Genomic DNA, 26,930 nt, shown 5'->3' with positions numbered 1-26,930 from the left:
GACTCGCCAATCGACAGTGCCGGCAACTGCCGCTCGGCCTGCGCCAGTGCCCACTTAACCCCGCCGGGGGTGGCGGTAAGCCACCAGCCGGCGACGACCGCCAGGATTGCCAACAGCACCGCCGACCAGCCGGCGATCAGCACCAGTCGCCGTAGCCAGACCAAGGATGTCAGGAGAGCTGAAGCCGTGCTCAAAACGCTGCCCCCAACCCGAGATGCAGCATCGGCAGGCCATCACTGCCGTCCAGTGGCTGGGCAATATCGACGCGCAGGATGCCCACCGGCGAGCGCCAGCGCACACCCACCCCGGCACCGGTCTTGAGCTCGGCCTCGGGGTCAGTGTAGGCATTGCCGCTATCGACGAAGGCGGCCAGATACCAGTCATCCCCGACCACCGGGAACATGGCCTCGAGACTCCCGGCCAGCAGGTACTTGCCGCCGGTACGCGTGCCGTCCTCGTCGCGGGGAGAGAGCGACTCGTACTCGTAACCCCGCACCGAACGGTCACCGCCAGTGAAAAAGCGCAGCGAACGCGGCATCTTGTCGAACTGGTCGGTCGCGATCATGCCCGCCTCGGCACGCCCGGCAAAGATCCATTTCCCCACCGGCAGGTAACCACCGGCAAAGGCCCGGCCACGGACGAAACTGGCCGCCGAGGCGATCGGCTCGGCCGCGCCCTGCAGCGACACGTCGAACACGACGCCCTGGGTGGGGAACAGCGGGTCGTCGAGCCCCTGGTAACCCAGCCGGCCACCGACGATGGCGAAGCCGTTGGACTCGGCCGGCTCGTCACCGTAGCGCGTCCGATCGAGCAGGTACTCCGTGAACAGCGATCGCGTCCACCGTTCGGTCTGGCGCACCCACTGCACGCCGCTGGCCGCCGCGGTGGTGACGATGTCGTTGTTGTCCTCGCGCGTGACCCGGGCGTAGATGTCATAACGCTCGCGCAACGGATCGGCCGCCCGCGGGATGGTGTAACTGGTCTCCAGGCGCTGCTCGATCGCCGAGAGCTGGGTGCGGGCCGACCACTGGTGGCCCCGCTTGTTGACGTAGCGACGCTTGACGCCGGCGCCCACGCGCGGCCCGACGTCGGTGGCGTAACCGGCGCGCAGTTCGTAGGAGGTCCGCGGGTTGCGATAGGTGGTGATCTCGACCGGCACCTCGAGGTTCTCGCGCTCGTCGAGCATCGGGCGAACCGACACCGACTCGAAATACTCGGTGCCGGTCAGGTTGCGGTTCATCGCCAACAGATCGCGGCTGGTGTAGGCCGCGCCCGGCGGCACGCCCGTCAGACGGCGGGCGAGTTCGGGCTCGAGAATGGACTGCTCGATCACCACCTCGCCGAAGCGATAGCGCGACCCCGACTCGAGCGCCAGGGCGATGCGCGCCGACTGCGTGGCCGGATCGACCACGAGTTCCCGCCGGGTGAAACGCGCATCGAGGTAGCCCAGTTTCTGCACGCGAGAGAGGATTCCATCGCGAAGGGCGTCATAAGCGGCCTGGTCGAGAGGCGAGCCCTCCTGCGGGCGTCGTTCGCTCACGAACTCGCGCACCGATTCGATCTCGCGGATCGGTTCGGGCAGGTCGATGCTCACCGACTCGATCGTGGTGACCGGTCCGGCATCGATATCGAGCGCCGGATCACGGCACTCCGCTCGTCGCTGGATCGACGGGCGGATGCGGGCATTGAAGTACCCGTAGGCCTGCAACGCTTCCTCGGCCGCCTCGATGGCGGCATCCAGGTAGCGGCGGATATGGGCGGTACTCGCCTGACAGGAAAAGCCGATTCGCGGCACGGACAGGCCGACGTTGGTGATCAGGCGGGTATCGGACAGACCGGTCAGCTGAAACTGCGGGCTCGGGGCGCCCATCGCCGCCCTCGCCCCGAACAGCCACGCCATGGCAAGCATCGCCAGGGCAAGCCGGGCCGCGCCTAGACGCGGCATGAGCAACTACACCACCTCGGCGAGATCGCCGTTTCGCTCCAGCCACGCGCGGCGGTCGGCGGCACGCTTCTTGGCCAGCAGCATGTCGAAGACCTCGATGGTGTCGTCGCCCTCCACCTTGAGTTGCACCAGTCGGCGGGTAGCCGGGGCGAGCGTCGACTCGCGCAGCTGCACCGGGTTCATCTCGCCCAGCCCCTTGAAGCGGGTGACCTGGATCTTGCCGCGGCGCTTTTCCGCCTCGATGCGATCGATGATGCCGTCACGCTCGTGCTCGTCGAGCGCGTAGAAGGTCTCCTTGCCGATGTCGACGCGATACAGCGGCGGCATGGCGACGAAGACGTGCCCGGCATCCACCAGCGCGGGGAAGTGCCGGAGGAACAGCGCCGAAAGCAGGGTCGCGATGTGCAGGCCGTCGGAATCGGCGTCGGCCAGGATGCAGACCTTGCCGTATCGCAACTTGGACAGGTCGTTCGACCCCGGCTCCAGCCCCAGGGCCACGGCGATGTCGTGCACTTCCTGGCTGGCGAGCACCTGGGCCGGGTCGGTCTCCCAGGTGTTCAGGATCTTGCCCCGCAGCGGCATGATCGCCTGGAAGTCGCGATCGCGGGCCTGCTTGGCCGAACCGCCGGCGGAGTCGCCCTCCACCAGGAACAGCTCGGTGCGCGAAAGGTCGGTCGACGCGCAGTCGGCCAGCTTTCCGGGCAGGGCCGGGCCGCTGGTCACCCGCTTGCGCGCCACCTTCTTTTCGCTCTTGATGCGGCTCTGGGCCGATTCGATCGCGATGGTCGCGATCTTCTCGCCGGCATCCGGATGCTGGTTGAGATACAGCGAGAGCGCATCCTTGACCACCCCGCCGATAAAACTCGCCGATTCACGCGAGGACAGGCGCTCCTTGGTCTGCCCGGCGAACTGCGGATCGTGCAACTTGGCCGACAGCACGAAGCGCACGCGCTCGAACACGTCCTCCGGCGCCAGACGCACGCCGCGCGGCAGCAGACTGCGGAACTCGCAGAACTCGCGGATCGCCTCGGTCAGCCCCTGCCGCAGGCCGTTGACGTGGGTCCCGCCCTGCAGGGTCGGGATCAGGTTGACGTAGCTCTCGGTCAGCCCCTCGCCGGGCTCCGTGGCCCAGACGACCGCCCAGGAAACCTCCTGGGCGCGCCCCCCGTCCGGGGCCTTCATGTGGCCGACAAAGCCCTCCGGTGGCAACACCTCCTGGTCGGCGACGCTCTCGAGCAGGTAGTCGCGCAGACCGTCGGCATAGCACCACTCCTCGCGCTCACCGCTGGCATCGTCGGTCAGGCTGACCTTGAGCCCCGGGCAGAGCACGGCCTTGGCACGCAGCACGTGGCGCAGGCGGGCCATGTTCATCCGCGGCTGGTCGAAGTAGCTCACATCGGGCCAGAAGGTCAGGCGCGTGCCGGTGTTGCGCTTGCCGACGGTATCGACCACCTCAAGTGGGCGGGTGACGTCACCATGGGCGAACTCGATGCGGTGGAGCTTGCCGTCGCGCTTGATCTCCACGACCAGACGGTCGGATAGCGCATTGACCACCGACACACCTACCCCGTGCAGACCACCGGAGAACTGGTAGGACTTGTCCGAGAACTTGCCGCCGGCGTGCAGCCGGGTGAGGATCAGTTCGACCCCGGTGATGCCGTGCTCGGGATGCACGTCCACCGGCATGCCGCGGCCGTCGTCGGCCACGCTCAGTGCCCCGTCGGCGTGCACCGTCACGTCGATCCGGCTGGCGTAGCCACTGATGGCCTCGTCGACGCTGTTGTCGATGACCTCCTGGGCCAGGTGGTTGGGCCGGGTGGTATCGGTGTACATGCCCGGGCGCTTCTTGACCGGATCGAGCCCGGTGAGCACCTCGATCGAGCCGGCGGTATAGTCGGATCTTTCAGCCATAATCAACGGTTGCATGAAGTTGAACGACGCGGGCGCGATTGCGTCCGCACGCGGGCACCAGCAGAAAGTGTACACGCACCGGCGGACGTTGCCCTTGAAATGGCCGCGTCGTGCCGCCATATCCGCCCAGGATCCGGTTTCATTCCGAACGTCACGCAGCCATACCGTCAATCGATCGAGGACAGCCAGACCATGAGCGAGAGCGAGAACGTCTTTTCCGTTGCCACCCCGGAATTCGCCGACAAAGTGCTCGACGCCTCCCGGGAAACGCCCGTGCTGGTGGACTTCTGGGCCGAATGGTGCGGCCCGTGCCGCCAGCTGATGCCTCTGCTCTCGGAGGTGGTCGAGAGCATGAACGGCCAGGTGAAGCTCGCCAAGGTCAACACCGAGGAGGAGCAGGAGCTCGCCCAGCAATTCGGAGTGCGCAGCCTGCCCACGGTGATGATGTTCGTCGGCGGACGACCGGTCGACCAGTTCCAGGGCGCCCTGCCCGAGGGGCAGATCCGCGAGTTCATCGGCCGGCACGTACTCTCCGAGATCGACAAGCTCCGACGCGAGGCGCAGCAGGTGCGCGCCGCGGGTGCCATGGACCAGGCGATGGACCTGCTCAAGCAAGCCAACCAGCAGGAGCCGGGGAACGTCGAGGTGCTGCTCGACATCGCCGATCTGATCGCCGAGCAGGGTGACCTCGATCAGGCCTGGGAGATCCTCGAATCGCTGCCGGTGGACGCGGCCACACGCGACGACGTCAAGGCGTTCAAGGCCCGCATCGGCATGGCCCGTTCGGCGCAATCCGGCCCGCCGGAAGACGAGCTCCGCGCCCGGATCGAGAAGGACCCCAAGGACTGCGAGGCCCGCGAGGCGCTGGCCGCCAAGCTCGCCATGCGCAACGACATCGAGGGCGCGCTGGAGCAGTACTACCAGATGATGCTGCGCGACCGCGCCTACAACGACGAGGCCGGGCGACGTGGCATGGTCGACCTGTTCGAGATGCTCGGCGGCGAACACCCGCTGACCCGCCAGTACCGCCGCAAGATGTTCGGCCTGCTGCACTGACCGACCCGCCGCCCCCGCCGCGAGGCTCCTCTCCCGGGGCGGCACCATCCAGCGGCGCTGGCCTACACTCACGGCCATGCACGCCCATCATCACGATCACGTTCCCCCTGTCACCGATGCCGCCGGCCGTGCGCTGGGGATCGGCATTGTCCTGAATCTCGCCTTCGTCATCATCGAGGCCGTGGCCGGCATTCTGGGTCAGTCCATGGCGTTGCTGGCCGACGCGGCGCACAACCTCGGCGACGTGCTGGGGCTGGTACTGGCCTGGGGCGCCAACCGGCTGACCCGCCGCCTGGCCAGCACCCAGTTCAGCTACGGGCTGGGCAGCACCACGATTCTCGCCGCGCTGGTCAACGGCATCACCCTCGCGCTGGTCTCGCTGTGGATTCTCTGGGAAGCCGGCATGCGGATGATCGACCCGCCCGACGTGCACGGTCTCGTGGTGATCGGCGTGGCACTGGCCGGCGTGGTCATCAACACACTGACCGCCTGGCTGCTGCTCTCCGGGCAGAAGGACGACCTCAACGTGCGTGGCGCCTTTCTGCACATGGCCGCCGACGCGGCCGTCTCGGTCGCCGTGGCGATATCGGGAGTGATCGTGCTCCTGACCGGATTCTCGCGCATCGACCCCATCCTGAGCATCATCGTCAGTGTAGTCATCCTCGTGCCCGCCGCCGGCCTGGTGCGGCGTTCCCTGCAACTGGTGCTGCAGGGCGTTCCGGACGAGGTCGATCTCGACGAGGTCGCCCGTTTTCTCGACAGCCAGCCCGGCGTGACCGACCGGCACCACCTGCATGTCTGGGCGCTCTCGACCCGGGAGACGGCCCTGAGCGTGCATCTGGTGATGCCGCAACCGCCCGCCGACAGCGATGCCTTCCTCCACGAGCTCCAGCAGGACCTGCAGCACCGCTTCCGCATCCGGCATGCCACCGTGCAGATCGAGCACGGCAGCCGCCCCTGTCCTATCGACGACTGAGACGCTCGGCCGTCAGCGCAGTTGAAGGCGGTCGAAGAAGGCGTCCAGCGCCTCTCGGGCACACTCGGCGTCCTTGTCCCCGCCCGGTGCGCCGCTCACCCCCAGCGCGCCGATGGTCGAGCCGGCTGACTCGATCACCACCGCCCCGTCGAGCACGAGGATGCCGTCGACGTGATTCATCTCCATGCGGATATCCTCCCGGTTGGCGCGGAAGGCGCCGGAATCGATCCCGGCCAGGACGACCGCCCGGGCCTTGTCCGTGGCGATCTGGCGCGTGAAGTGTGGTGCATGGGTGGCACGCATCATTACCTGCGGGTCCCCGGACGGGTCGACCACCACCGCGGTCACCGAGTAACCCCGTCGCGTACAGGCAGCCACCGCCTCCTCGGCGAGGTCGGCGGCCAACCCCATACCGATGCGGTCGCTGGTAACGACATCGCCCGCACCATCGGCATGCTCCTCGGCCTGACCCACCGTGGTGACCAGCAACATCGACAACACCAGAAGACGCATTCGCGCTCCCCTCATGGAAGAACCTCCGCTATGGTTGTGGGCATTGAGTCCACCCGAGCATAGGCCGGTACAACCCGCGGAGCGAACATGGACAAGCCGATTCCGACCGACCTTCCCGACGAGGCGCGTGAGGCGCTTGTCGCCCTGCGCGAGATAGCCCCGTTCGATCGTATCGACACAGAAACCCTCGCCGGGGCCATGTCCAGCGCGCGCATCCGCCCGCTCGGGCGTGGCGAGGTGCTGCTCGACCCGGACATGGGGCCGCCCGATGCGTTCTTCGTGCTGCTGTCCGGCCGCGTCGACGGCCTGGCGGGCGATTCGGACGGCGAGCCCGTCTGGTCGCTGGGTCGCGGCGACAGCTTCCCGCTCGGCGCACTGCTGGAGAAGCGTCCCGTCGGCACCCGCCAGATGGTGGCCGAGGCAGGCTCGGCGGTGGTCCTGCCCGCCGAGGCGTTCCACCGCCTCCGTCGGGAGAGCGAGGATTTCGCCGATTTCTGCAACCGCCGCATTGGCCACCTCCTGAGCCGTCCACCACTGGCCGCCGCCGGCGAGCGGGACGCCGGCATCGTCGGACAGGGGGCGATGCTCGACCCGGCCACGCCAATCCGGCAACGGCTGGAGGCCAATCCGCTGGTGCTCGGTGGTGACACGCCGCTGGCCAGCGCTGCCGACCGCCTCGAATCGGCCGGCAGCGAGGCCATACTCGTCGAACTGGATACCGGCTGGGGCATCGCCACCCTGCGGGATCTGGCCTTCCGCGGGATCGCCCGTGCGCAGGACCCCGACGTCACCCTGGCCGACATCGCCACCCGCGATCCGGTCACCGTCGACGCGGATACCTCTGTCCTGGAGGCCGCCGTCATCCTCGCCGAACATGGCTTCCACCATCTGCTGGTCACGGAACCGGATAGCCTCGTGCCGCTGGGAGTCATCGACGAGGCGAGCCTGTACCGTGTCAACGCGATGACGCCCGGCCTGATGCACCAGCGCATCCGGCAGGCCGACGGCATCGAGGCGCTCGCCGCCATCCGGAAGGAGGTGCCGGGCATCGTCGGCGCCCTGCTCGACTCGGGCTCCGGTTTCGCGCCGATCAGCCGCATCGTCAGCGGCATCAACGACGCCATCGCCCACCGCGTGATCACGCTGACCTTCGAGGACGCCCCCCTGCCGGCCGACCTGCGCTGGTGCTGGCTCACCTTCGGCAGCGAGGCCCGCAGCGAGCAGACACTGGCGACCGACCAGGACAACGGGCTGGTGTTCGACGGCATGGAAGACCCCGACGGGGCACGTCGTCAACTGCTACCGCTGGCCCGACGCATCAACGAGGCCCTCGACGAACTGGGCTACCCGCTCTGCCCGGGCAACATCATGGCCGGCAACCCGGACCTGTGCCTGTCGGTCGAGGAGTGGTCGCAACGCTTCCGCGGCTGGATCGACCAGGGCACCCCGGAACATCTGCTCAACGCCACTATCTTCTTCGATGCCCGCGCCCTGGCCGGCGACGAGTCGCTGTTCGACCGGTGGGCCGCAAGCTGGCGTGAGCCGGCCAGCAAGAACAGCCGCTTCCGGCGGCAGCTGGCCGCCAATGCGCTGCGTCTGCAACCGCCGCTGACCCTGTTCGGCGGTTTCCGCACCCGCAGCCGGCAAGGCCAGCGCGGCATCGACATCAAGACCGACGGCGCCACCCCCTTCGTGGACGCCGCCCGCATCGAGGCACTGGCGAAGGGAGCCACCGTCACGCGCACGGACCAGCGGCTGGCACTGGTCCCGGAACGCGCCCTGCCGGCCGAGGACCTCAAGGCCGCCTACGACTTCATCCAGCGGTTGCGACTGCGGCACCAGTACGAACAGATCGCGCGCGGCGAGGCACCAGACAACCTGATCGACCCCGATGGACTCGACGGGCTGACCCAACGCCTGCTCAAGGAGGCGTTCCGCATCGCCCGCAAGCTCCAGCAGCACCTGGCGATCGCCTACCAGCTCTGACCCGGATCGCTCGGAACTCGCCCCTCCGCATAAAGGTTCCCATTTGGGCCATTGTTCCAGTAGGCTTACGATGCGCCGGGATCCGGTCCACCTCTACGCGGCCGAATCCGGGTCGAGAAAGGAAGACAAAACGTTCGGAACCCACCGAATCGAATAACTCGAGGAGCCACTTATGGAGCAACGTTCCAATCGCGCCGATTACTGGCGTGCCAACCTGAAGGTGCTGTTCGGCTGTCTGGTCGTCTGGTTCCTGGTGTCCTACGTATTCGGCATTCTGCTGGTCGATACGCTCAACCAGATCATGCTGGGCGGTTATCCGCTGGGCTTCTGGTTCGCGCAGCAAGGCTCGATCTTCACCTTCGTGGTGCTGATCTTCTTCTACGCCTGGCGCATGAACGCCATCGACAAGAAATTCGGCGTCGCCGAAGACTGATAACGCAGGAGCCCAAGATACATGGAACTTCAGACCCTGATTTACCTGGTGGTCGGCGCCACCTTCTTGCTTTACTTCGTCCTCGCGATCGTCGCCCGAGCGGGCACCACCAGCGAGTTCTACGTCGCCGGCAAGGGGATCAACCCCGTCCTCAACGGCATGGCAACTGCCGCCGACTGGATGTCCGCCGCATCGTTCATCTCGATGGCTGGCCTGATCGCCTTCAACGGCTACTCGGCCTCTGCCTACCTGATGGGCTGGACCGGCGGTTACGTGCTGCTGGCAATGCTGCTCGCACCGTACCTGCGCAAGTTCGGCAAGTTCACGGTGCCGGAATTCATCGGTGACCGCTTCTACTCCCAAGGCGCGCGCGTCATTGCCGTCATCGCCCTGCTGGTCATCTCCCTGACCTACGTCATCGGCCAGATGAAGGGTGTCGGCGTGGCGTTCTCGCGCTTCCTCGAGACCTCGGTCGAGGTCGGCCTGTTCGCGGGCATGGGCATCGTGTTCGTCTACGCGGTGCTCGGCGGCATGAAGGGCATCACCTACACGCAGATCGCGCAGTACGTGATCATGATCTTCGCCTACACCGTGCCGGCGATCTTCATCTCCCTGCAGCTGACCGGCCACTTCCTGCCGCAGACGGGCACCGGTGCCGAGCTGACCGACGGCTCGAACCAGTACCTGCTGCAGAAGCTGGACATGGTCCTGGTCGACCTTGGCTTTGCCGAGTACACGGCCACCCCGGACCTGATGAACACCTTCCTGCTGACGCTGGCACTGATGATCGGTACCGCCGGTCTGCCGCACGTATTGGTGCGCTTCTTCACCGTCCCGCGTGTCCGTGACGCCCGGAAGTCTGCCGGCTGGACCCTGCTGTTCATCGCGATCCTCTACACTACCGCCCCGGCCGTCGGCGCCATGGCGATGTGGAACACCCTGAAGACCGTGCAGGACACCGATCAGATCGGGGCCGCGGACGGCAACCTGGTCTACGAGGATCGTCCTGCCTGGATGAAGAGCTGGGAGACCACCGGTCTGCTCGAGTTCGAGGACAAGAACGGCGACGGCCGCATCCAGTACTACAACGACAACAATGAAGAATTCGCGGCCATGGCCGAGGAAGAGTACGGCTGGCAGGGCAGCGAGCTGACCGTCGACCGGGACATCATGGTTCTGGCCAACCCGGAAATCGCCAACCTGCCCAACTGGGTCATCGCGCTGATCGCCGCCGGTGGTATCGCCGCCGCGTTGTCGACCGCCGCCGGCCTGCTGCTGGCGATCTCGTCGGCCATCTCGCACGATCTTCTCAAGGGCGTGTTCATGCCGAACATCTCCGAGAAGAACGAGCTGATGGCCGGTCGGATCTCGATGACCGTGGCGATCATCATCGCCGGCTACCTGGGCCTCAACCCGCCGGGCTTCGCCGCCCAGGTTGTGGCACTGGCCTTCGGTCTGGCCGCAAGCTCCCTGTTCCCGGTGCTGATGATGGGGATCTTCTCCAAGCGCATGAACAAGCAGGGCGCGATCGCGGGCATGCTGGCCGGTCTGACCATCACCCTGCTGTACATCTTCTGGTACAAGGGCTGGTTCTTCATCCCGGGCACCAACATGCTGCCGGACAATGCCGAGAACTGGCTGTTCGGCATCAACCCGACCTCGTTCGGTGCCATCGGCGCGGCGATCAACTTCATCGTGGCGATCCTCGTCGCGAAGATGACCACCCCGCCGCCGGCGGAGATCCAGGAACTGGTCGAGGAAGTCCGCGTCCCGCGCGCCTCGTAACCTCGCCAGCCAGACTGGTCGACCAAAAGAAATCCCGGGCAGTGCCCGGGATTTTTTTGTGTCTGCACGGCGCCGGCAGGACCGGCGGCTCGGGCTCTAGCAAGAGGCGATTTCAGCGTCCCCCGGCAATCACCCAGCCGGTGATGCCGGCGAACATCAGGATCACTCCTGCCGGGGCGAGCATAAGCAGGTTCATGAGCTGCAGCTTCTCCTCGGAGGAGCCGAAGACCATGGGGCCGAGGCCGGCGACCACACCGACGGCAGACATGATCGCACCGACGATCAGCATGTACTTGGAGGCACGGGCGAACCCCGGCTGGCGCGTTGGGGCCTCGAACCGGTACGGATCACCGATCCCCGGCTCGAACTCCTCCTCTTCCGGAGCATCCGGTTTCCTGTCGTGATCGTCTTTCATGGCATCGCCTCGGCTGTTATCCGCGTGTCTGAACGTGTTCGAATGCTACCAGCGCTCTTACCGGAACCGGAAGCTCGCGAGGGCATTGCCCGATGTTTGCTAGACTGACACTTCCGGATTCCCGCGGACTGCGGCAGCAAACCGCCAGCACCTGCCATGCAGATGGACTCGGCGCCGCTCCGGCATGTCCGCCCCCAGTGACGCGAAACAACCCCAAGGAGTCTCCACCGTGCTCGAATTTTCCGTAAAGAGTGGCGCCCCGGAAAAACAGCGAACCGCCTGCCTGATCGTCGGCGTGTTCGAGTCACGTCGGCTGACGCCGGCGGCGGAAACCATCGACCGGGCAAGTGAGGGCTTTCTGACGGCAGTCACGCGCCGGGGTGACATGGATGGTGAAATCGGCGACACCCTGCTCCTGCACGGCGTACCCAACATCCAGGCGGATCGCGTACTGCTCGTCGGTCTGGGAAAGGAGCGCGAACTCGATATCCGCGGCCTCGTCAAGGCCACACGTGCCGCGGTCGAGGCGCTGCATCATCGCGGCACGTCCGAGTGCGTCAGCCACCTGACCGAGATCGACATCCGCGGCTGCTCGCTCGAGCAGGTCCTTCGCCAGAGCATCGTCTCCATCGAGGACACCCTCTACCGTTTCGACGAACTCAAGACGGACAAGGAGCTCGGCCCGCGTCGGCCCCTGCGCAAGGTCACCTTCATTCTTTCCAACCGCAAGGACCTGATGGAGGCCGAGCGCCACGTACGCGAGGCCACGGCCATCAGCAACGGCGTGCGCGTCGCCAAGAACCTGGCCAACCGACCCGGCAACCTGCTCACGCCGACCACGATGGCCGATTACGCGCGCAAGATGACGGAAACCCACGTCGACCTGCAGGTCGAGGTGCTCGACCAATCACGCATGGAAGCGCTGGGCATGAACGCCCTGCTCTCCGTAGCGAAAGGCAGCAGCGAGCCGCCGAAGATGATCGTGATGGAGCACATGGGTGCCGATGCGGACACGCCGCCCATCGTGCTCGTCGGCAAGGGAGTCACCTTCGATTCCGGCGGCATCTCCCTCAAGCCCGGCCCGGACATGGACCAGATGAAATTCGACATGGGTGGGGCCGCCGCCACCATCGGGGTAATGTCGGCGGTGGCGGAGATGCAACTACCGATCAACGTAGTAGCCCTGGTGCCGACGGTGGAGAACATGCCCGACGGCAATGCACTGAAGCCGGGCGACGTGATCCGCAGCATGTCCGGGCAAACCATCGAGGTCCTGAACACGGACGCGGAAGGACGCCTGATCCTCTGCGATGCCCTGACCTACGCCGGTCGCTACAAGCCCCAGGCGGTGATCGATCTGGCCACGCTCACCGGAGCGTGCCTCATCGCGCTGGGACGTGTGCCGAGCGCGGTGCTGAGCAACAAGGATGCATTGGCCAACGAGCTCATCCAGGCCGGCGAGAACGCGAACGACCGCGTCTGGCAGCTCCCGCTGTGGGACGAGTACCAGGATCAGCTCAAGAGCAATTTCGCCGACATGGCCAACATCGGCGGGCGCGAGGGCGGCACCATCACCGCAGCGGCTTTCCTTTCCCGCTTCACCCGTGAATACGACTGGGCGCACCTCGACATTGCCGGCACGGCCTGGAAGGTGGGCGACGCCAAGGGAGCGACGGGTCGTCCGGTCGCCCTGCTCGCGGAATTCCTGATGAAGCGGGCCGAGCAAGCCTCGGTCGGGAAGAAGTAGGAGGGAACCGGACGGATCCCCGGTCAGTCTTCCCCGGCCACTCGGGCGAGATTGCGCCGGCGCTGCTGGCGCTTCTTTTCCGGGAGATTCTCGTAGAGGCGGTCCCGCAGCGCGATGAAGTAGCGCTCGATATCGGGAATGCCCACACCCGGCACGTCGAGTTCGGCAAAGGTACGCGCGTAGAGCCTCTCCGCGCTCTCCCGAATCTCGTCGATGAGCGGTAGGGCCCGCTCGCTCAGTCGGATGATCTTGCAGCGACGATCGGAACCGCACTGGACCCGCTCGACCCATTCGTCGCGCGACAGCCGGTCGATCATGGCCACCAGCGACGGGCCCTCGATACCCAGCTCCTCGGCCAGCTCGGACTGGATCAGCCCGTCCGGGTGGAGCGACAGGATCGCGAGCGTCCGCCACTTGGCCTGACTCAGACCATGGTGCGCCAGCTCGTTGTCCATCAGTTGCCGCCACAGCTGATCCACCCGGTGGAGCAGCACGGGCACCCGCTCCTCGGCGCAAATGTCGAATGCAAGATCCTGATCGTCCATCGAGCGTGTCGAACCTTTTCTTGAAGAGATGGCAAACGGCCGTACCTGCTTGTCGGCACGCCGCTCTCAGACAGTTTGCCACCCACGGCGGTTCCGTCCAACTATTAGCCTATCTAGCGATAGGCACAAAAAACCGCCCCCGGTAATCGAGGGCGGGCAGTCACGACTCACGCATGAGTTTGGTTGATGGCGGGCAAGATCACCCCGACCGACGGGTCATTCGCTGAAGATCACGTCGGCCGTCACCCCTTCGGCGGCAGCATACTGCTTGAGCCGACGCACGGCCTCCAGCTGGATCTGTCGAACCCGTTCACGGGTGCAGCCCAGCAGGCTGCCGACCTGCTCGAGAGTGGCCGGCTCGTGGCCGCGCAGGCCGTAGCGCCGCATCAGCACCTCGCGCTGCTTGCCATCGAGCTTGTCGATCAGGCGATCGAGGAGTTGCATCACCCCGCTGTCCTGAAGCTCTTCCTCGGGAAGCGCACTATTTTCGTCAGGTACCATGTCGAGCAAAGAGAACTCCCCGTCTCCCTTCAACGGGCTGTCGAACGAGGACTCGCGCTCGTTGTAGGACATCACCTTCAGGACATCCTTGACCGGCTTGTCGAGATGCTCGGCGATCTGCTCCGGTTTCACGTCACCGTTCTGGTTCTGCGAGATCCGCCGGGCGGCCCGGTTATAGGAGTGCACCTCCTTGACCACGTGCACCGGCAGACGCACGGTGCGTGACTGGTTCATCAGCGCACGCTCGATGGTCTGGCGAATCCACCAGGTAGCGTAGGTGGAGAAGCGGAAGCCTCGCTCCGGATCGAACTTCTCCACCGCCCGCATCAGCCCGAGGTTGCCCTCCTCGATCAAGTCGAGCAGGTCGAGCCCCCGATTGATGTATCGACGGGCAAGCTTGATGACCAGCCGCAGGTTGCAGACGATCATCTTCTGACGCGCCCATTCCTCGCCGGCCTGGGCACGCCGCGCGAAATCCACCTCTTCGGCCGGGGTCAGCAGCCGCTCGGTCTCCACGTCCTTCAAGTACAGACGAACCGGGTCAGGCGACTCGGAGTCGTCGACGTTGAACGTCCGTGCGAACTCCGCGGCTACCGGTTCGGCCGCACGCTTTCTCTCGCGAAGGGTCGGCACGATCGTGTCGGTTTCGTCCATCGCACCGTCGATTTTCGCAGGTCCGGCCTGATGGATACCGTCATTGGTCATTACCTGTGCCATGGTCGTCTCCCTCGCTCAAAATGCGATATTGCCGATCGATCTAGGTGTACAACCTTTGCATAGTCATATGGACTGATCAATACCTACGAGATCGAATAAGACAACATCACAACTTCGAAATTATCGAAATGGATCAACAGAACCTGCTGATGCACTCGTTCCAACGCCTAACACGGGACGTCGATGAAAATTATTGTACAGGACATGTACATAAATTCACCCGCACAGTCGATTGTCCACAAGGGATGTGACAGGGACATGGCGCACAAGTTTTTCATCCGACAGGCGAGTGGAGCATCGCGCCAGGCGACGACCCGCATGGCGAAGGGCGGGCGAGGAATGCGGTAACGGGAAAAGGCCGAGTGGCAGGAAGTCCGGTTCGGATCAGGGCAGATATCGCTCCGGGTCCACCGGCTTTCCCTGGCGGCGGATCTGGAACAGCAGGTGACCACCATCATCCGGCTTGCGATGGTCGCGGGGGCCGACCCGGGCGATCGTCTGCCCGCCCTTGACCCGGTCGCCCTCGTTCACTAGGAGACTCTGGTTGTAGGCATAGGCAGACAGCCATTCGGCGTCGTGCTTCACGATCACGAGATTGCCGTAACCGGGGAGCCCGTCACCCGAATAGACCACCGTGCCTCCAGCCGAGGCCTGAACCGGCTTGCCGACGGCGGCCGCAATGATCATTCCCTTTTGGGCTCGCGCGCCCTCGCTGAACCGATGCAGAATCCGACCTTCCAGCGGCCAGGACCAGCGCACTGGTGACGCGGGCGAGCCGCCGGAGGATGCCTTGGAGGACGGTTGCGTGGTACGCGTTCCCGCGGACGAGTTGGCACGCGCTTTCACTGGCGTCGCATGGCTCGATGAGGCAGTCGCCGAGGTGGATGGGCTGCGGCCACTCCCGGGAGGGGACAGCCGGAGTTTCTGCCCGATCTTGAGCTGGCGAGGATCGGAAATACCGTTCCATTTCGCCACCGTGCGCCAGTCCAGGTTGTTCGCCACCGCGATTGAATAGAGGGTATCGCCCCCCTTGACGTAATAGACGGGGGCACCGCGTTCCCAGCTTCGGTAGTCGGTGGAACTCGCGCAACCTCCCAGCAGCAGGGCGATAACCACCGCAGGGACCAAAGACCTGATAGGACTCGCTGTCGGGCGCAACTTCAAGCCGTTCTCCCCCGATCCGGACCTAATGGAACTGCCAGACGAGTATGGCAGCGATCAGCAGCAGCACGAACAACCAGCCCAGCCACTCGATGTACTGACGCAACCGTGGCGCGATGCGCGGGCCGGCCCAGGCAACCAGCCCGGAAACGAGGAAGAACCGGGCGCCCCGCCCCGCGAACGAGGCGAGAAAGAATCCCAGCGGATTCATCGTCATCGCCCCGGCGGCGATGGTGAACACCTTGTAGGGAATGGGCGAGAAGCCCGCCACCAGCACCGCCCAGAAGCCCCAGCGGGCGAACCATTCGCGGGCCTGCTCGAAGGCACCGGCATATTTCGAGCTCTCGAGCCACGGCATGATCGCCTCGATGGCCCACATGCCGATCAGGTAGCCCAGCATCCCGCCGAGCACGCTGCCGACGGTCGCGATCAGGGCAAACCACCACCAGCACCGCGGCCGGGCCAGCGCCATCGGCATCAGCATGACGTCGGGAGGTATGGGGAAGAAGGACGACTCGGCGAAGCTCAGCCCGCCCAGCACCGCCGGGCCGCGCCGGTGGGCCGACCAGGCCAGCACTCGATCGTAAAGCGGGCCGAACAACCTCATACCAGCTCTCCCGGCAGCAACGGCACGAACGTGACCAGGTCGTACCAGCGGGTCTGGTACTCGTTCCCGGCGAGTCGGGTGATCACGGTAAGCTTCTGCCCCCCTCCCTGGGCGCCCACCGGTATCACCAGCCGCCCGCCGACGGCGAGCTGCTGCTTGAGCTCGGGCGGCACGGCATCCGGGGCGGCCGTGACGACGATGCCATCGTAGGGAGCCTGCGAGGGCCAGCCCTTGAACCCGTCACGATGCATGTAGCGGATGTTCAGCAGGCCAAGCTGCCGGTGGCGCCGCCGCGCCTGCTCGAGGAAGGCACCGATGCGCTCGACGGTGAAGACCGTCTGGCAGAGCTGGGCAAGCACGGCGGCCTGGTAGCCCGACCCCGTACCCACCTCGAGCACGCGGTTCAGCCGGGTCTCGCCGCCCATCACCAGCTCGGTCATGCGAGCGACGATGTAGGGCTGGGAGAGGGTCTGCCCCTGCCCGATCGGCAGGGAACAGTCCTCGTAGGCACGCACGCTCTGGACCTCGTCGACAAAGACCTCGCGCGGAACCGACTCGACCGCCTGCAGTACGGGCCTGTTCCGTATGCCCTGTGCCTCGAGCCGATCAAGCATGGCGCGGCGCGCCCACTGGTAATCACGTTGAAACAAGGCGATTCCCTCAGGACAGCCACTGCTCGAGGGCCGACATGGCCTCGTGGCGGGTCATGTCGAAGTGGATCGGCGTCACCGAGACCCAACCTTCAGCCAGGGCCTGGAAATCCGTCCCTTCTCCGGCATCCTCCGCCTCGCCGGCGGCACCGATCCAGACGATCTCCCGCCCCCGCGGATCGATGTCCCGCACCAGTTGCCCGGACGGATGACGCCGTCCCAGTCGAGTGGAACGGATGCCGTGGATCTGCTCGAGCGGCTGGTCCGGCACGTTGACGTTGAGCAGGGTGTAGGCAGGGATCGGATGATCGTCGAAACGGTGGATCAGCCACTCGACCCAGTGCGCGGCGGAATCCAGGTGCTCCGGCGAGAAGGACTGGCTGGAAACAGCGATCGCCGGCAGCCCCAGCGCGCGCCCTTCGCTGGCCGCCGCGACGGTGCCCGAATAGAGGACGTCGTCACCCAGGTTGGCACCGTGATTGATGCCGGAGACCACCAGGTCCGGCATCTGGGGCAGGAGTCCCTTGATCCCCAGGTGCACGCAGTCGGAGGGGGTGCCGTCGATGACCCATAGCCGCTCCTCGAGCTGACGGGGCCGAAGCGGGCGCGAAAGCGTCAGGCTGTTGGACGCGCCGCTGCGGTCCCGGTCGGGGGCAACCATGGTGACCGTGGCAAAGCGCGACAGGCGATCGGCCAGGATGTTCAATCCCGGGGAGAGGTAACCGTCATCATTGCTCAGAAGGATGTGCATGCGTCGATTCACGTTCGTTGTAGAAAAGGTGCGGGCCGGCCACCACACAGAGGATACCGCCTGGGGCTCCGCAATTCAGCCCGCCAGGGAGCGGATCCGCGCGCATGGCGCCTGCCCCGGAGGACAGGCTATGATGCGCCAATGAGTGGAAAATCACGCATCGATCCTGAAGACCGCGCCCTGTTCCTGGACGCGGTGGGTGCGGTCGACCCGGTCGAGGACCACCGGGTCGAACCCGAGCGCCCCCGGCCCAGTCCCCGGCCACGACGCGACCCGGGCTTTGACGAGATGGTCGACGACCTGGCCTTCAGCGACCAGGTCGAGGCTCCCGAACAGGGGGAGCAGATGCAATACCTGCGCCCCGGCGTGCAGAAGACCATTCTCCGCAAGCTCAAGCGCGGCGGCTACAGCGTGTCCGCCTCTCTCGACCTCCACGGCATGACGGTCGAGGAGGCTCGCGTCGCCGTGGCCGCCTTCATCCGGGTGGAGCGTGCCGAACGGCGGCGCTGCGTACGCATCGTCCACGGCAAGGGCTATCGCTCGGCCGACCAGCGCCCCGTGCTCAAGTCCATGCTCAACCGGTGGCTTCCCCAGCGCGACGACGTGGTGGCCTTCTGTTCCGCGCCACCGCACGACGGCGGCTCAGGCGCGCTTTACCTCCTGCTGCGCCGCACCAGCCCGCACGACTGAAAGTCCCCCGGAAACGAGCTCCGCAGGCACGCGGTCACGGCCGGGACCTGTCGACGTTGAACGGCAGTCGGACCAGGAAGCCACCCTCCGTGCTCCGGATGGTGAGATTGGCGATCCAGTCGGTGCGGGTGGTGGTGCAGACCGGCAGGATGATGTCCTGCCGGTAGCTGCCGTCCGCCAGCCGCTCGAGGCGATAGGCGTTGATGCCCATGTCCATGTCGACCATCTCGAAATCGACCCGGACCTCTCCGACCGACCGGGCCGCCTCCCCCTGCGGGTCGACCTCGAAGGCGAACCGCTCGAGCGGGACCACCGTCTCGGGCATGGTGACGCGGAATTCGCCCAGCCCCTCGATCGGCACCAGGCAACCCTCCCCCTTCACCTCGCATCCCCGGGGGGGTTCCACCTGGGTCAGCGGCCCTGACGTCGGCGAGTCGAAGGAAAGCTTCGACGGCGCCCGCCCCCAGAGGTAGCTCAGCACCCCCAGGATCAGCAGCGACGCCACCAGCCATTTCGCCTGTTTCATGTTCATTCCGCGCCCTCCGGGATGACGGTTGTCGCAATGCCTACCAGAATGCCGAGATCGACGCGATCCCATGTCCGCCCCGTCGCCAGGCGCGGGGCAGGTCGCGCATCGACAGCCCGCCCAGCGCCAGCACCGGCATGCGCGCCCGCGCGGCCAGCTCGGCAAACGCCGGCCAGCCCATGCCCGCGGCCTCCGGGTGGGTGGCCGTCGGCCGCACCGGCGAGATGGTCGCCAGATCCACCGCGAGATCGTTGGCATGCTCCAGAGTCACGCGGTCATGGACTGCGGCTGTTACCGGCCGCCCCTCCTGCTGCCAGGCCTCGACCGTCGCGCGGTTCGCCCGCAACAACCGCAGGTGGTTCAGATGCACGCCGGCGCCGGCAGGCAGGCCGTCAGGCAATGCCGAATCGCCTGCCGGGTTGACGATCGGCCAGTGCCCGGCCCGAGACACGGTCCGCACCAGGTCACTCCATTCCCCCGCCGACAGCGAGATCTCTCCGCCCGGGCGCAGGTTGACGGCCACCGCCGCCGGCAGATCGGCCAGTCTCGCCTTCACCTGGTCCGTCCATTCCCCCGCGGACTCGCCGCGGCGGGCCGGTCGAGTGATCGCCATGCAGCGGGGCAGCACTAGGGCATTGACCAGCCCCCGGTTCGCCGGCGGCATCGCCGCAAGCCATTCGAGTCGCGTGGCCGGAGACAGCAGGCGGCGCTCGATTCGCTGCCCCTCCTGCCCCCGGGGCTCTCCCCGCCAGCGGGTCACCTCGAAGGCCACCAGATGCAGGCGGCGATCAGGGTAGTCCCAGGCGACCTGCATCAGCCGACGAGCGCGCAGCACCTGCACACCGCATTCCTCGACCAGTTCGCGTCGCAGGGCATCGCGCCGGGACTCGCCTTGATGACGCTTGCCGCCGGGGAAAGCCAGCGCACCGGCCAGATGCGCTCCATCCGGGCGGATCTCCGCCCACACGTGTCCCGACGGCTCTCTCAGGACGCCGAGGACGATATCAACCCGGGGACGATCGTTCACGGGTCAGGAACGGTATTCGGCGTTGATCTTGACGTAGTCGTAGGAGAAGTCGCAGGTCCAGACCCGGTCCACCGCACTGCCCCGGCCGAGGTCGATGCGCATGGTGATCTCCGGCTCGGCCATCACCGCCGCCGCCTCGGCCTCGACGTAGTCCGGGTCGCGGCCGCCATCGACCACCACCCGCACGTCGCCCAGCCACAGCCCGACCCGGCCCACGTCCAGGTCATCGATGCCGGCATAGCCCACCGCGGCCAGTATCCGCCCGAGGTTAGGATCCGAGGCGAACAGCGCAGTCTTGACCAGCGGGCTGTGGGCGATCGCCTTGCCCACCAGGCGACACTCGGCGCGGTCGCGACCACCGCTCACCTCGATGGTGACGAACTTGGTCGCGCCCTCGCCGTCGCGCGCCAGGGCCTGGGCGAGGAATACGGCCACCTCGGCGACGGCGTCACGCAACGGCGCGTAGTTCGGGTCGTCGACACTCGACACCTCGAGGCTGCCCTCCCGGCCGTTGGCGATCAGCATGAAGGCATCGTTGGTCGAGGTGTCGCCGTCGACGGTCACCCGGTTGAAGCTGTCCTCGGTGACCTCGTCGAGCATGGCCTGCAGCACGGGCTTGGGCACCTGCGCGTCCAGCCCCATGTAGCCGAGCATCGTCGCCATGTTGGGATGGATCATCCCCGACCCCTTGGCGATCCCGGTGATGGTCACCGAGGCCCCGCCGATCACGCGGGTCAGCGAGCGGCCCTTGGGGATGGTATCGGTAGTCATGATCGCCGAGGCGGCGCGCAGCCAATTGTCCTCGACCGCCTCGGCAACCGCCGCCGGCAGCGCGGCGATGATCTTTTCCGACGGCAGGGTCTCCATGATCACCCCGGTGGAGAACGGCCAGACGGCTCGATCGTCACAGCCCAGCCGGTGGGCCAGCGTGTGGCAGACCGCCTCGGCTCTCTCCATGCCGTCGCGACCGGTGCCGGCATTGGCGTTGCCGGTGTTGATCACCAGCGCCCGCGGGGCGACGTCGCTCTCGCGTCGCTCCCGGCACATGACGACCGGGGCCGCACAGTAGCGGTTCTGCGTGAACACGCCGGCCATGGTTGCCCTTTCGGGTAGAAGCATCACGGCCAGATCGTCGCGACCGGCCTTGCGTACGCCCGCCTGCGTGATACCGATACGGATGCCCGGAATGGGGCGGAGTTCCCCGGGGGCGGGGGGCGTCAGTCCAACGCTCATGCCTCGTTCTCCAGATGGGGCGGTCGTCAGCCGCCGAAGGCCATGTTCAACAGCTCGTTGGCGGAAGTGCCGTTGAGCATGAGATTGCCCTGACGAAAGTCGACGGTGGTCGTGACCACGCCAGCCTCCACGCTGATCCAGCCCTTCGCGACCAACGGGGCAAGCTGTTCCTCGACGACTCCGGCCTGCTGGCCGCCCGCGACCGCAGACTTCTCCAACACGGCGATGGGTATCTCGAGACTGCCCTCGATCATCAGCGCGCTGAGCATCGCCAACCACATCATCGGATTGGGCTCGCCATGGCTCAGCCCGGTCGGCAGTTCGGCCGCGAGGCGAATCTCGGTGTCACCCTCGGCCGTCGTGGCGCGTACCGGCTCGATGGCGATCCGCGGCCCTTGGCTTATCAGGGCGGGCAATTCGGCAGTCAGCGCATCGTTGAACGCCTGGTCGACCGATGCGCCACGCGCGGCCAGTTCCTGCAACGTTTCCATGCGTTCGACCAGGGCACGCACCGCGGCGGCGTCCAGCCGATCGACCGCGAGCCGCATCTGGGCGTCACGGAACTCCTCGTCCTCGATGACCGCCTCACCGACCTCGTAGTTGACCGCGAAGCCCCACAGGTCGTCCTCGCGCGCCGAATCGAAGCGGATCACAAGGCCGTCCACATAGCCCTCGCCATCCGGCTCCTTCACGTCGATGCGATCAAGCTCGAAGCGGCCGTCACTGTCCCAGACGAACCCATCCTCGGCGACCTGCCCGAAGGCAATCAGGCGCAACCCCTCGGTGACCACGGCCGAGCCGGCCTCGACGCCCTCTGCCTCGTCGTCGACGGCCAGCCGGTCCGCTTCGATGCGGTAGTCGAACCGGCCGTCAGCCGTCGTGTCGAGCACGAGGTCCGCCCCCGAGAAGTCGACACCGTCACGATCGACCGACGGGATGCGGCCGGTCGAATGACTGGCACCGGTCGGGTACAGGGCCGTGGTCAGGGTGAACTCGACGTCTTCACCGAACACCTCCGCCAGTTCGTCGCGCAGATCGGGATCCGCCGGCTCCCAACGCGTGTGGACAGTCGCGTAACGCCCGTCGATGCCCGGCACCTGGTTGATGCGATGCGTCAGCGTCAACCGTACCGGTTCCTGTTCCGGCAGGCGCAGCAACAACTCGGATTCGGCCCGGGACTCGAGGTAGCCGCGCTGGTAGTCCGTCACCTCCAGTTCCAGGGCATCACGCGTGCCCGGGAAGCGCTCGACCTCGGCCAATGTGCTTTCCATGACATGGCCGGTGACGAACGGCGCCACCGCGAGTACGGCGGCCAGCAAGGCCACCCCGGCAAGAATCAGACGTTTCATTCCCTGTCTCCTTGAACGACGTTGTGACCGGATACGTGCCGCTTGACGTCAGAGCTTGCCGCAGCACTGCTTGTACTTCTTGCCCGAGCCACAGGGACAGGGGTCGTTGCGGCCCACCTTGGGGGTTTCCCGACGTACCGGCCGGGTCGGCGGCTCGGCGGACGCGTCCGGACGGCGGGCCGGTTCCTCGGCGGGAGGCTCGTCGAAGGTAGAGACCGACTCGTGGCGGGTGCGCAGCTGGCTGGGGTCGACCTTGGGGTTATCGATCAGCTCGTCGAGCATCGAGCTGATGTCTTCCTGCTCCATGCCCTCCGGCGCGGCCACCTGCAGGCGCGTCAGGGTGCGGACGATCTCGTAGTTCATGTCGTCGAGCATCCGGCCGAACATCTCGAAGGCCTCGCGCTTGTACTCCTGCGTCGGGTTCTTCTGCGCGTAGCCTCGCAGCCCGATGCTCTGGCGCAGGTAATCCATCGCCGCCAGGTGCTCCTTCCACTGTGCATCAAGCACCTGCAGCAGCACGCCCTTCTCGAACTGACGCAGGTTGTCCGCGCCGATCAGGGTCTCCTTGGCCTGGTAGTGACGCTGAGCGGTGTCGATGATCTTCTCCAGCAGCGTCTCGTCGTGAAGGTCGTCGTCCTCGTCGAGCCATTTCTGGATCGGCAGGTCGAGCCCGAAGTCCTCCTTCAGGTGCGCGGTCAGGCCCTCGACGTCCCACATCTCCTCGAGCGCACCGAAGGGCACGTAACGGCGGAACCGGTCGGCCAGTACCTCGCGGCGCATCGACTCGATGATCGGGCTGGTGTCGGTGGTCGCCATGACGGCACGGCGCTGCTCGTAGATGACCTTGCGCTGCTCGTTGGCGACGTTGTCGTAGTCGAGCAGGTGCTTGCGCATGTCGAAGTTGTGGCCCTCGACCTTGCGCTGGGCGTTCTCGATGGCGCGCGACACCCAGGGGTGCTCGATCGCCTCGCCCGACTTCATGCCGAGCTTCTTCATCAGCCCGGAGACGCGCTCGGAGGCGAACACGCGCATCAGGTTGTCCTCGAGCGAGAGGAAGAAGCGGGTCGAGCCCGGGTCGCCCTGGCGGCCGGCCCGGCCGCGCAGCTGGTTGTCGATCCGGCGGGATTCGTGGCGCTCGGTGCCCACCACATGCAGGCCACCGGACTCGAGCACCTTCTCGTGGCGCATCTCCCATTCCTTGCGAACGTGATCCTGCTCTTCCTCGGAGGCGTCGGGACCGAGCTCCAGCAGTTCCTGGTCGAGATTGCCACCCAGCACGATGTCGGTGCCTCGACCGGCCATGTTGGTGGCGATGGTCACCGCCCCGGGACGACCGGCCTCGGCGATGATCTCGGCCTCGCTCATGTGATTCTTGGCGTTGAGGACGTTGTGCGGGATGCCGGCCTTCTCCAGACGGTCCGAGACGATCTCGGAGGCGTCGATCGAGGCAGTGCCCACCAGGGTGGGCTGGCCACGGTCACGGGCCGCCTGCACGTCCTTGGCGATCGCCTCGAACTTCTCCTCGGCGGTCAGGAAAACCAGATCGCCATGGTCGACGCGCTGGACGGGGCGGTTGGTCGGAATCTGGATCACGTCCAGGCCGTAGATCTCGCCCAGCTCGCGCGCCTCGGTCTCGGCGGTACCGGTCATGCCGGCCAGCTTCGGGTAGAGACGGAAGTAGTTCTGGAAGGTGATCGAGGCGAGCGTCTGGTTCTCGGGCTTGATCGACACCCCTTCCTTGGCCTCGACCGCCTGGTGCAGACCCTCCGACCAGCGACGGCCGGCGAGCGTTCGCCCGGTGAACTCGTCGACGATGATGACGTCGTCGCCCTTGACGATGTAGTCGACGTTGCGCTTGTAGATCGCGTGCGCCCGCAGTGCGGCTGTCAGGTGCGACAGCAGCATGATGTTGTGCGAGTCGTACAGCGACTCGCCTTCCTCGAGCAGGTTGGCCTGAATCAGCAGGCTCTCCGCCTTGTCGAAGCCCTGCTCGGTGAGGAAGACCTGCTTGTTCTTCTCGTCGACGGTGAAATCACCGCGCTCCTCGTCGGTCAGCGGCGGCTCGTCGTCCTTGGGTTCCTCGCGCGCCTGCTTTTTCAGCTCGGGGATCAGGCCGTTGATGGTGTGGTAGGTCTCGGAGGAGTCCGCCGCCGGACCGGAGATGATCAGCGGGGTGCGTGCCTCGTCGATCAGGATGGAGTCGACCTCGTCGACGATGGCGAACACCGGCTCGCGCTGCATGATCTGCTCGGCGGAAAACGCCATGTTGTCGCGCAGGTAGTCGAAGCCCAGTTCGTTGTTGGTCGCGTAGGTGACATCGCAGTGGTAGGCGTCACGCTTGGCCCGCGCGTCCATGCCGGGGACCACCGTGCCGACCGTCAGGCCCAGCGCGGTGTAGATCCGCCCCATCCACTCGGCGTCACGCTTGGCCAGGTAGTCGTTGACCGTGACCACGTGCACGCCCTTCTTCGTGATCGCGTTCAGGTACACGGCCAGGGTGGCGACCAGCGTCTTGCCCTCGCCGGTCTTCATCTCGGCGACCTTGCCCTGGTGGAGCACCATGCCGCCGATCAGCTGCACGTCGAAGTGGCGCATGCCCATCACGCGGCGACTCATCTCGCGGCAGACGGCGAAGGCTTCGGGCAGCATGGAGTCGAGGCTTTCCCCGTCCTTCCAACGCTGGTGGAACTCCTCGGTGCGCCCTTTCAGTTCCTCGTCGGACAGCGCCTGAGTCGCCTCTTCGAGGGCGTTGATCTCCGTGACGCGTTTCCCGAGCTTCTTGACCTCACGGTCATTGCGCGTACCGAAAACCTTGGCTGCAAGCGATCCAATCATGTCCAATCCCGTGTAACGACAAACCGCGCCAGACGGCGCGCGGCCAATTAGCTAAATGCGCTGAATCTTACGGCAGATCCGTGGATAATGATAGGTGGGTCAGGCAACCTCCCGACCCCGCGCAACCCCTTGGAAAGGCGGCACGATGAACCTCCAGCGCTATCGCGTGAACAACCCCGCACTTGCCGGCATTCTCGATCGCGTCACGCTGATCCGCGCCTACCAGGCGATCGTCGACGGGCTGGTTTCGAGACGCTCTGCTGCACAGGTCCAGGTACTCAATGTCAGCGAGCAGAAGCTGACGCTGGGGGTCTCCAGTGCGGCCATCGCCAGCCGGCTGCGCTTCGAGGCCCCCGACCTGCTTGCCCGGTTGCACGAGGCATTGAAGGAACACCCAGGCGCACCCAGGCCCGCCAGTATTCAGGTCCGGATCACCGCGTCGCCCGCGGGAGGTGCCCGAAAGGCTCGCCGGACGGAACGATCATCTTCTCCGGCCGGCAGCCGGGCGCTGCACTGCCTGGCAGAAACCCAGTCGGAAGGCGACCTGGCAAGGGCATTGGAAAGGCTCTCGAAGGCCATCCGGCCCGATTGACGCTGCCTGTTCGAGATCCCGCTCAGTTTCCCGTCATCCGCTCCCTGTCGGACAGCAGCCGGAAGCGTCGCTCGCCGTCATCGTAGCGAGTCTCGAGCAGCGTGACGGTTTCGCCCGGCGAGATGGCTCGATTTCCGGCATAGAGCCGAACCTCCGCGCCGCTTTCCAGTCGGACCAGCACGACCGGGAGCGTGCCAGCAGACCCGCCTGCCGACGGGGATTCAAGCACCGTCGCGGTGACGGCGCGGGTCTGCCGGGGCTCGTCATTGAAGAACAGCAGAACGATCAGGATCGCTGGAACCAGCACGACCACGGCGCCGATCGCGCGTATCAGGCGGTAGTGGGTGGCGTAGTCACTCACGAGCGGGCTCGTTCACCAGGGCAGCTACTGCCCGCCTCAGCCGGCATGCATGTCCATGGATGACGGCCGCGCCCTGGCGGGCAGGCGCCCCTTGAGCACCAGTCGCTCGATGCGGGTGAACACCTCGGCGCGGCCGAAGGGTTTCTTCATGAAATCGTCGGATCCCATGCGATCGAGGACCATCCGGGCCATGGACTGCTCATCACCGCTGATCATGATGATGGGAATGTTGGCTGTCGCGGGATCCTGTCGCAGGCGCCGCAGGGCGGCGAAGCCGTTCATGCCGGGGAGGATGATGTCGAGAAAGATCAGGTCCGGCCGGGTTTTCCGCGCCATCTCCAGCCCCTCCTCTGCACTGCGTGCGCCAAGCGGCTCGAAGTCGTTCTGGCTGAGCATCCGGCTCAGCACCTTGACCACGGTCAGAGAATCGTCGATCACGAGGATCCGGATGCCGCGAGACGCCTCGACACGGCGTGCGCGCCGACGCTCCCTTGCCTTGCGCAGCCCGAGCAGGCTGCCCATGCGGTGCATGTAGTCCATGCCACACTCCCTTGTCATTCGTTCCTGTCGACGGCCTGTGCCGACTCTCCGCCCGACCTGCCTGTCGGGCGCTACACC

26 protein-coding genes are annotated in these 26,930 nt (G+C 66.1%); 8 read left to right on the top strand and 18 right to left on the bottom strand.

Features of this window, described 5'->3' with window-relative positions; all coding sequences use genetic code 11:
- From ACESL5_RS03135 to parE, 3 genes are all read right to left on the bottom strand, one after another.
- Positions 1-194, bottom strand: a 194-nt coding sequence (locus tag ACESL5_RS03135; RefSeq protein ID WP_372591326.1) for a hypothetical protein, incomplete at its 3' end; no start/stop codon positions are given.
- On the bottom strand, positions 191-1,945 hold the full coding sequence (locus ACESL5_RS03130; RefSeq protein ID WP_372591325.1) for an autotransporter assembly complex protein TamA: 1,755 nt from the start codon (positions 1,943-1,945) through the stop codon (positions 191-193). The genes ACESL5_RS03130 and ACESL5_RS03135, both read right to left, overlap by 4 nt.
- A 6-nt stretch (positions 1,946-1,951) precedes the next feature.
- Complete coding sequence (parE, locus tag ACESL5_RS03125; RefSeq protein WP_372591324.1) at positions 1,952-3,856, bottom strand: DNA topoisomerase IV subunit B; 1,905 nt, start codon at positions 3,854-3,856, stop codon at positions 1,952-1,954.
- A gap of 192 nt (positions 3,857-4,048) precedes the next feature.
- Here parE and trxA point away from each other — a divergent pair, with 192 nt between their 5' ends.
- Both trxA and ACESL5_RS03115 read left to right on the top strand, forming a co-directional pair.
- Positions 4,049-4,912, top strand: a complete 864-nt coding sequence (trxA, locus tag ACESL5_RS03120) for a thioredoxin (RefSeq protein ID WP_372591323.1) — start codon at positions 4,049-4,051, stop codon at positions 4,910-4,912.
- Between the two features lie 76 nt (positions 4,913-4,988).
- Complete coding sequence (locus tag ACESL5_RS03115) at positions 4,989-5,888, top strand: cation diffusion facilitator family transporter (RefSeq protein ID WP_372591322.1); 900 nt, start codon at positions 4,989-4,991, stop codon at positions 5,886-5,888.
- A 12-nt stretch (positions 5,889-5,900) separates the two neighbouring features.
- On the opposite strand, the gene ACESL5_RS03110 is transcribed toward ACESL5_RS03115, so the two are convergent.
- Entirely contained in the window at positions 5,901-6,416 is a 516-nt protein-coding gene (locus ACESL5_RS03110) for a GlcG/HbpS family heme-binding protein (RefSeq protein WP_372591321.1), read from the bottom strand.
- A gap of 72 nt (positions 6,417-6,488) precedes the next feature.
- Here ACESL5_RS03110 and ACESL5_RS03105 point away from each other — a divergent pair, with 72 nt between their 5' ends.
- The 3 genes from ACESL5_RS03105 (at position 6,489) to ACESL5_RS03095 (ending at position 10,605) form a co-directional block, all read left to right on the top strand.
- On the top strand, positions 6,489-8,387 hold the full coding sequence (locus tag ACESL5_RS03105; protein WP_372591320.1) for a DUF294 nucleotidyltransferase-like domain-containing protein: 1,899 nt from the start codon (positions 6,489-6,491) through the stop codon (positions 8,385-8,387).
- 172 nt (positions 8,388-8,559) lie between these two features.
- Positions 8,560-8,820: a DUF4212 domain-containing protein gene (locus ACESL5_RS03100; protein WP_372591319.1), complete on the top strand. Its 261-nt coding sequence runs from the start codon at positions 8,560-8,562 to the stop codon at positions 8,818-8,820.
- A gap of 21 nt (positions 8,821-8,841) precedes the next feature.
- Positions 8,842-10,605 carry a sodium:solute symporter family protein gene (locus ACESL5_RS03095; protein ID WP_372591318.1) on the top strand — a complete coding sequence of 588 codons (1,764 nt, stop codon included), beginning with the start codon at positions 8,842-8,844 and terminating at the stop codon, positions 10,603-10,605.
- A 112-nt stretch (positions 10,606-10,717) separates the two neighbouring features.
- On the opposite strand, the gene ACESL5_RS03090 is transcribed toward ACESL5_RS03095, so the two are convergent.
- Positions 10,718-11,020: a hypothetical protein gene (locus ACESL5_RS03090; RefSeq protein WP_372591317.1), complete on the bottom strand. Its 303-nt coding sequence runs from the start codon at positions 11,018-11,020 to the stop codon at positions 10,718-10,720.
- Between the two features lie 229 nt (positions 11,021-11,249).
- Between ACESL5_RS03090 and ACESL5_RS03085 the strand changes: the two genes are divergently transcribed.
- Positions 11,250-12,767, top strand: coding sequence for a leucyl aminopeptidase (locus ACESL5_RS03085; RefSeq protein WP_372591316.1), 1,518 nt, complete (start codon positions 11,250-11,252; stop codon positions 12,765-12,767).
- A gap of 23 nt (positions 12,768-12,790) precedes the next feature.
- Here the strand turns inward: ACESL5_RS03085 and ACESL5_RS03080 are convergent, their stop codons facing one another.
- The 6 genes from ACESL5_RS03080 to surE form a co-directional block, all read right to left on the bottom strand.
- Positions 12,791-13,312, bottom strand: coding sequence for a MarR family winged helix-turn-helix transcriptional regulator (locus tag ACESL5_RS03080; protein WP_372591315.1), 522 nt, complete (start codon positions 13,310-13,312; stop codon positions 12,791-12,793).
- A gap of 216 nt (positions 13,313-13,528) precedes the next feature.
- Positions 13,529-14,530, bottom strand: coding sequence for an RNA polymerase sigma factor RpoS (gene rpoS, locus ACESL5_RS03075; RefSeq protein ID WP_372591314.1), 1,002 nt, complete (start codon positions 14,528-14,530; stop codon positions 13,529-13,531).
- Positions 14,531-14,914: 384 nt separating this feature from the next.
- Positions 14,915-15,217, bottom strand: a complete 303-nt coding sequence (locus tag ACESL5_RS03070) for a murein hydrolase activator EnvC family protein (protein WP_372591328.1) — start codon at positions 15,215-15,217, stop codon at positions 14,915-14,917.
- 499 nt (positions 15,218-15,716) lie between these two features.
- Entirely contained in the window at positions 15,717-16,298 is a 582-nt protein-coding gene (locus ACESL5_RS03060) for a YqaA family protein (RefSeq protein WP_372591313.1), read from the bottom strand.
- A complete protein-coding gene (locus tag ACESL5_RS03055; RefSeq protein ID WP_372591327.1) occupies positions 16,295-16,912 on the bottom strand; it encodes a protein-L-isoaspartate(D-aspartate) O-methyltransferase in 618 nt (205 codons plus the stop codon). Before ACESL5_RS03055 ends, ACESL5_RS03060 begins: the two co-directional genes overlap by 4 nt.
- A gap of 46 nt (positions 16,913-16,958) precedes the next feature.
- A complete protein-coding gene (gene surE / locus ACESL5_RS03050; protein WP_372591312.1) occupies positions 16,959-17,699 on the bottom strand; it encodes a 5'/3'-nucleotidase SurE in 741 nt (246 codons plus the stop codon).
- 141 nt (positions 17,700-17,840) lie between these two features.
- Between surE and ACESL5_RS03045 the strand changes: the two genes are divergently transcribed.
- The gene (locus tag ACESL5_RS03045; protein ID WP_372591311.1) at positions 17,841-18,389 is read left to right on the top strand and encodes a Smr/MutS family protein; all 549 of its coding nucleotides are present in this window, start codon (positions 17,841-17,843) and stop codon (positions 18,387-18,389) included.
- Between the two features lie 34 nt (positions 18,390-18,423).
- Here ACESL5_RS03045 and ACESL5_RS03040 read toward each other — a convergent pair whose 3' ends face one another.
- From ACESL5_RS03040 to secA, 5 genes are read right to left on the bottom strand one after another with little or no spacing between them, the layout of a single operon-like run.
- Entirely contained in the window at positions 18,424-18,915 is a 492-nt protein-coding gene (locus ACESL5_RS03040; RefSeq protein ID WP_372591310.1) for a hypothetical protein, read from the bottom strand.
- Between the two features lie 40 nt (positions 18,916-18,955).
- Positions 18,956-19,942, bottom strand: coding sequence for a thiamine phosphate synthase (locus tag ACESL5_RS03035; protein ID WP_372591309.1), 987 nt, complete (start codon positions 19,940-19,942; stop codon positions 18,956-18,958).
- Between the two features lie 3 nt (positions 19,943-19,945).
- Positions 19,946-21,175, bottom strand: a complete 1,230-nt coding sequence (argJ, locus tag ACESL5_RS03030) for a bifunctional glutamate N-acetyltransferase/amino-acid acetyltransferase ArgJ (RefSeq protein WP_372591308.1) — start codon at positions 21,173-21,175, stop codon at positions 19,946-19,948.
- 26 nt (positions 21,176-21,201) lie between these two features.
- On the bottom strand, positions 21,202-22,524 hold the full coding sequence (locus ACESL5_RS03025; RefSeq protein WP_372591307.1) for a DUF945 family protein: 1,323 nt from the start codon (positions 22,522-22,524) through the stop codon (positions 21,202-21,204).
- Between the two features lie 48 nt (positions 22,525-22,572).
- Entirely contained in the window at positions 22,573-25,359 is a 2,787-nt protein-coding gene (gene secA, locus ACESL5_RS03020) for a preprotein translocase subunit SecA (RefSeq protein ID WP_372591306.1), read from the bottom strand.
- Between the two features lie 145 nt (positions 25,360-25,504).
- Here secA and ACESL5_RS03015 point away from each other — a divergent pair, with 145 nt between their 5' ends.
- A complete protein-coding gene (locus ACESL5_RS03015; RefSeq protein WP_372591305.1) occupies positions 25,505-25,951 on the top strand; it encodes a DciA family protein in 447 nt (148 codons plus the stop codon).
- Positions 25,952-25,973: 22 nt separating this feature from the next.
- Here the strand turns inward: ACESL5_RS03015 and ACESL5_RS03010 are convergent, their stop codons facing one another.
- Together ACESL5_RS03010 and ACESL5_RS03005 are read right to left on the bottom strand one after the other, a co-directional pair.
- Positions 25,974-26,312, bottom strand: coding sequence for a hypothetical protein (locus tag ACESL5_RS03010; protein WP_372591304.1), 339 nt, complete (start codon positions 26,310-26,312; stop codon positions 25,974-25,976).
- Positions 26,313-26,348: 36 nt separating this feature from the next.
- Positions 26,349-26,852, bottom strand: a complete 504-nt coding sequence (locus tag ACESL5_RS03005; protein WP_372591303.1) for a PleD family two-component system response regulator — start codon at positions 26,850-26,852, stop codon at positions 26,349-26,351.
- Positions 26,853-26,930: the final 78 nt, after the last annotated feature.

The sequence above is a fragment of the Guyparkeria sp. genome, from assembly GCF_041687595.1.
In the GTDB taxonomy this organism is placed as follows: Bacteria; Pseudomonadota; Gammaproteobacteria; order Halothiobacillales; family Halothiobacillaceae; genus Guyparkeria.
This window is presented reverse-complemented; position numbering and strand designations above follow the sequence as displayed.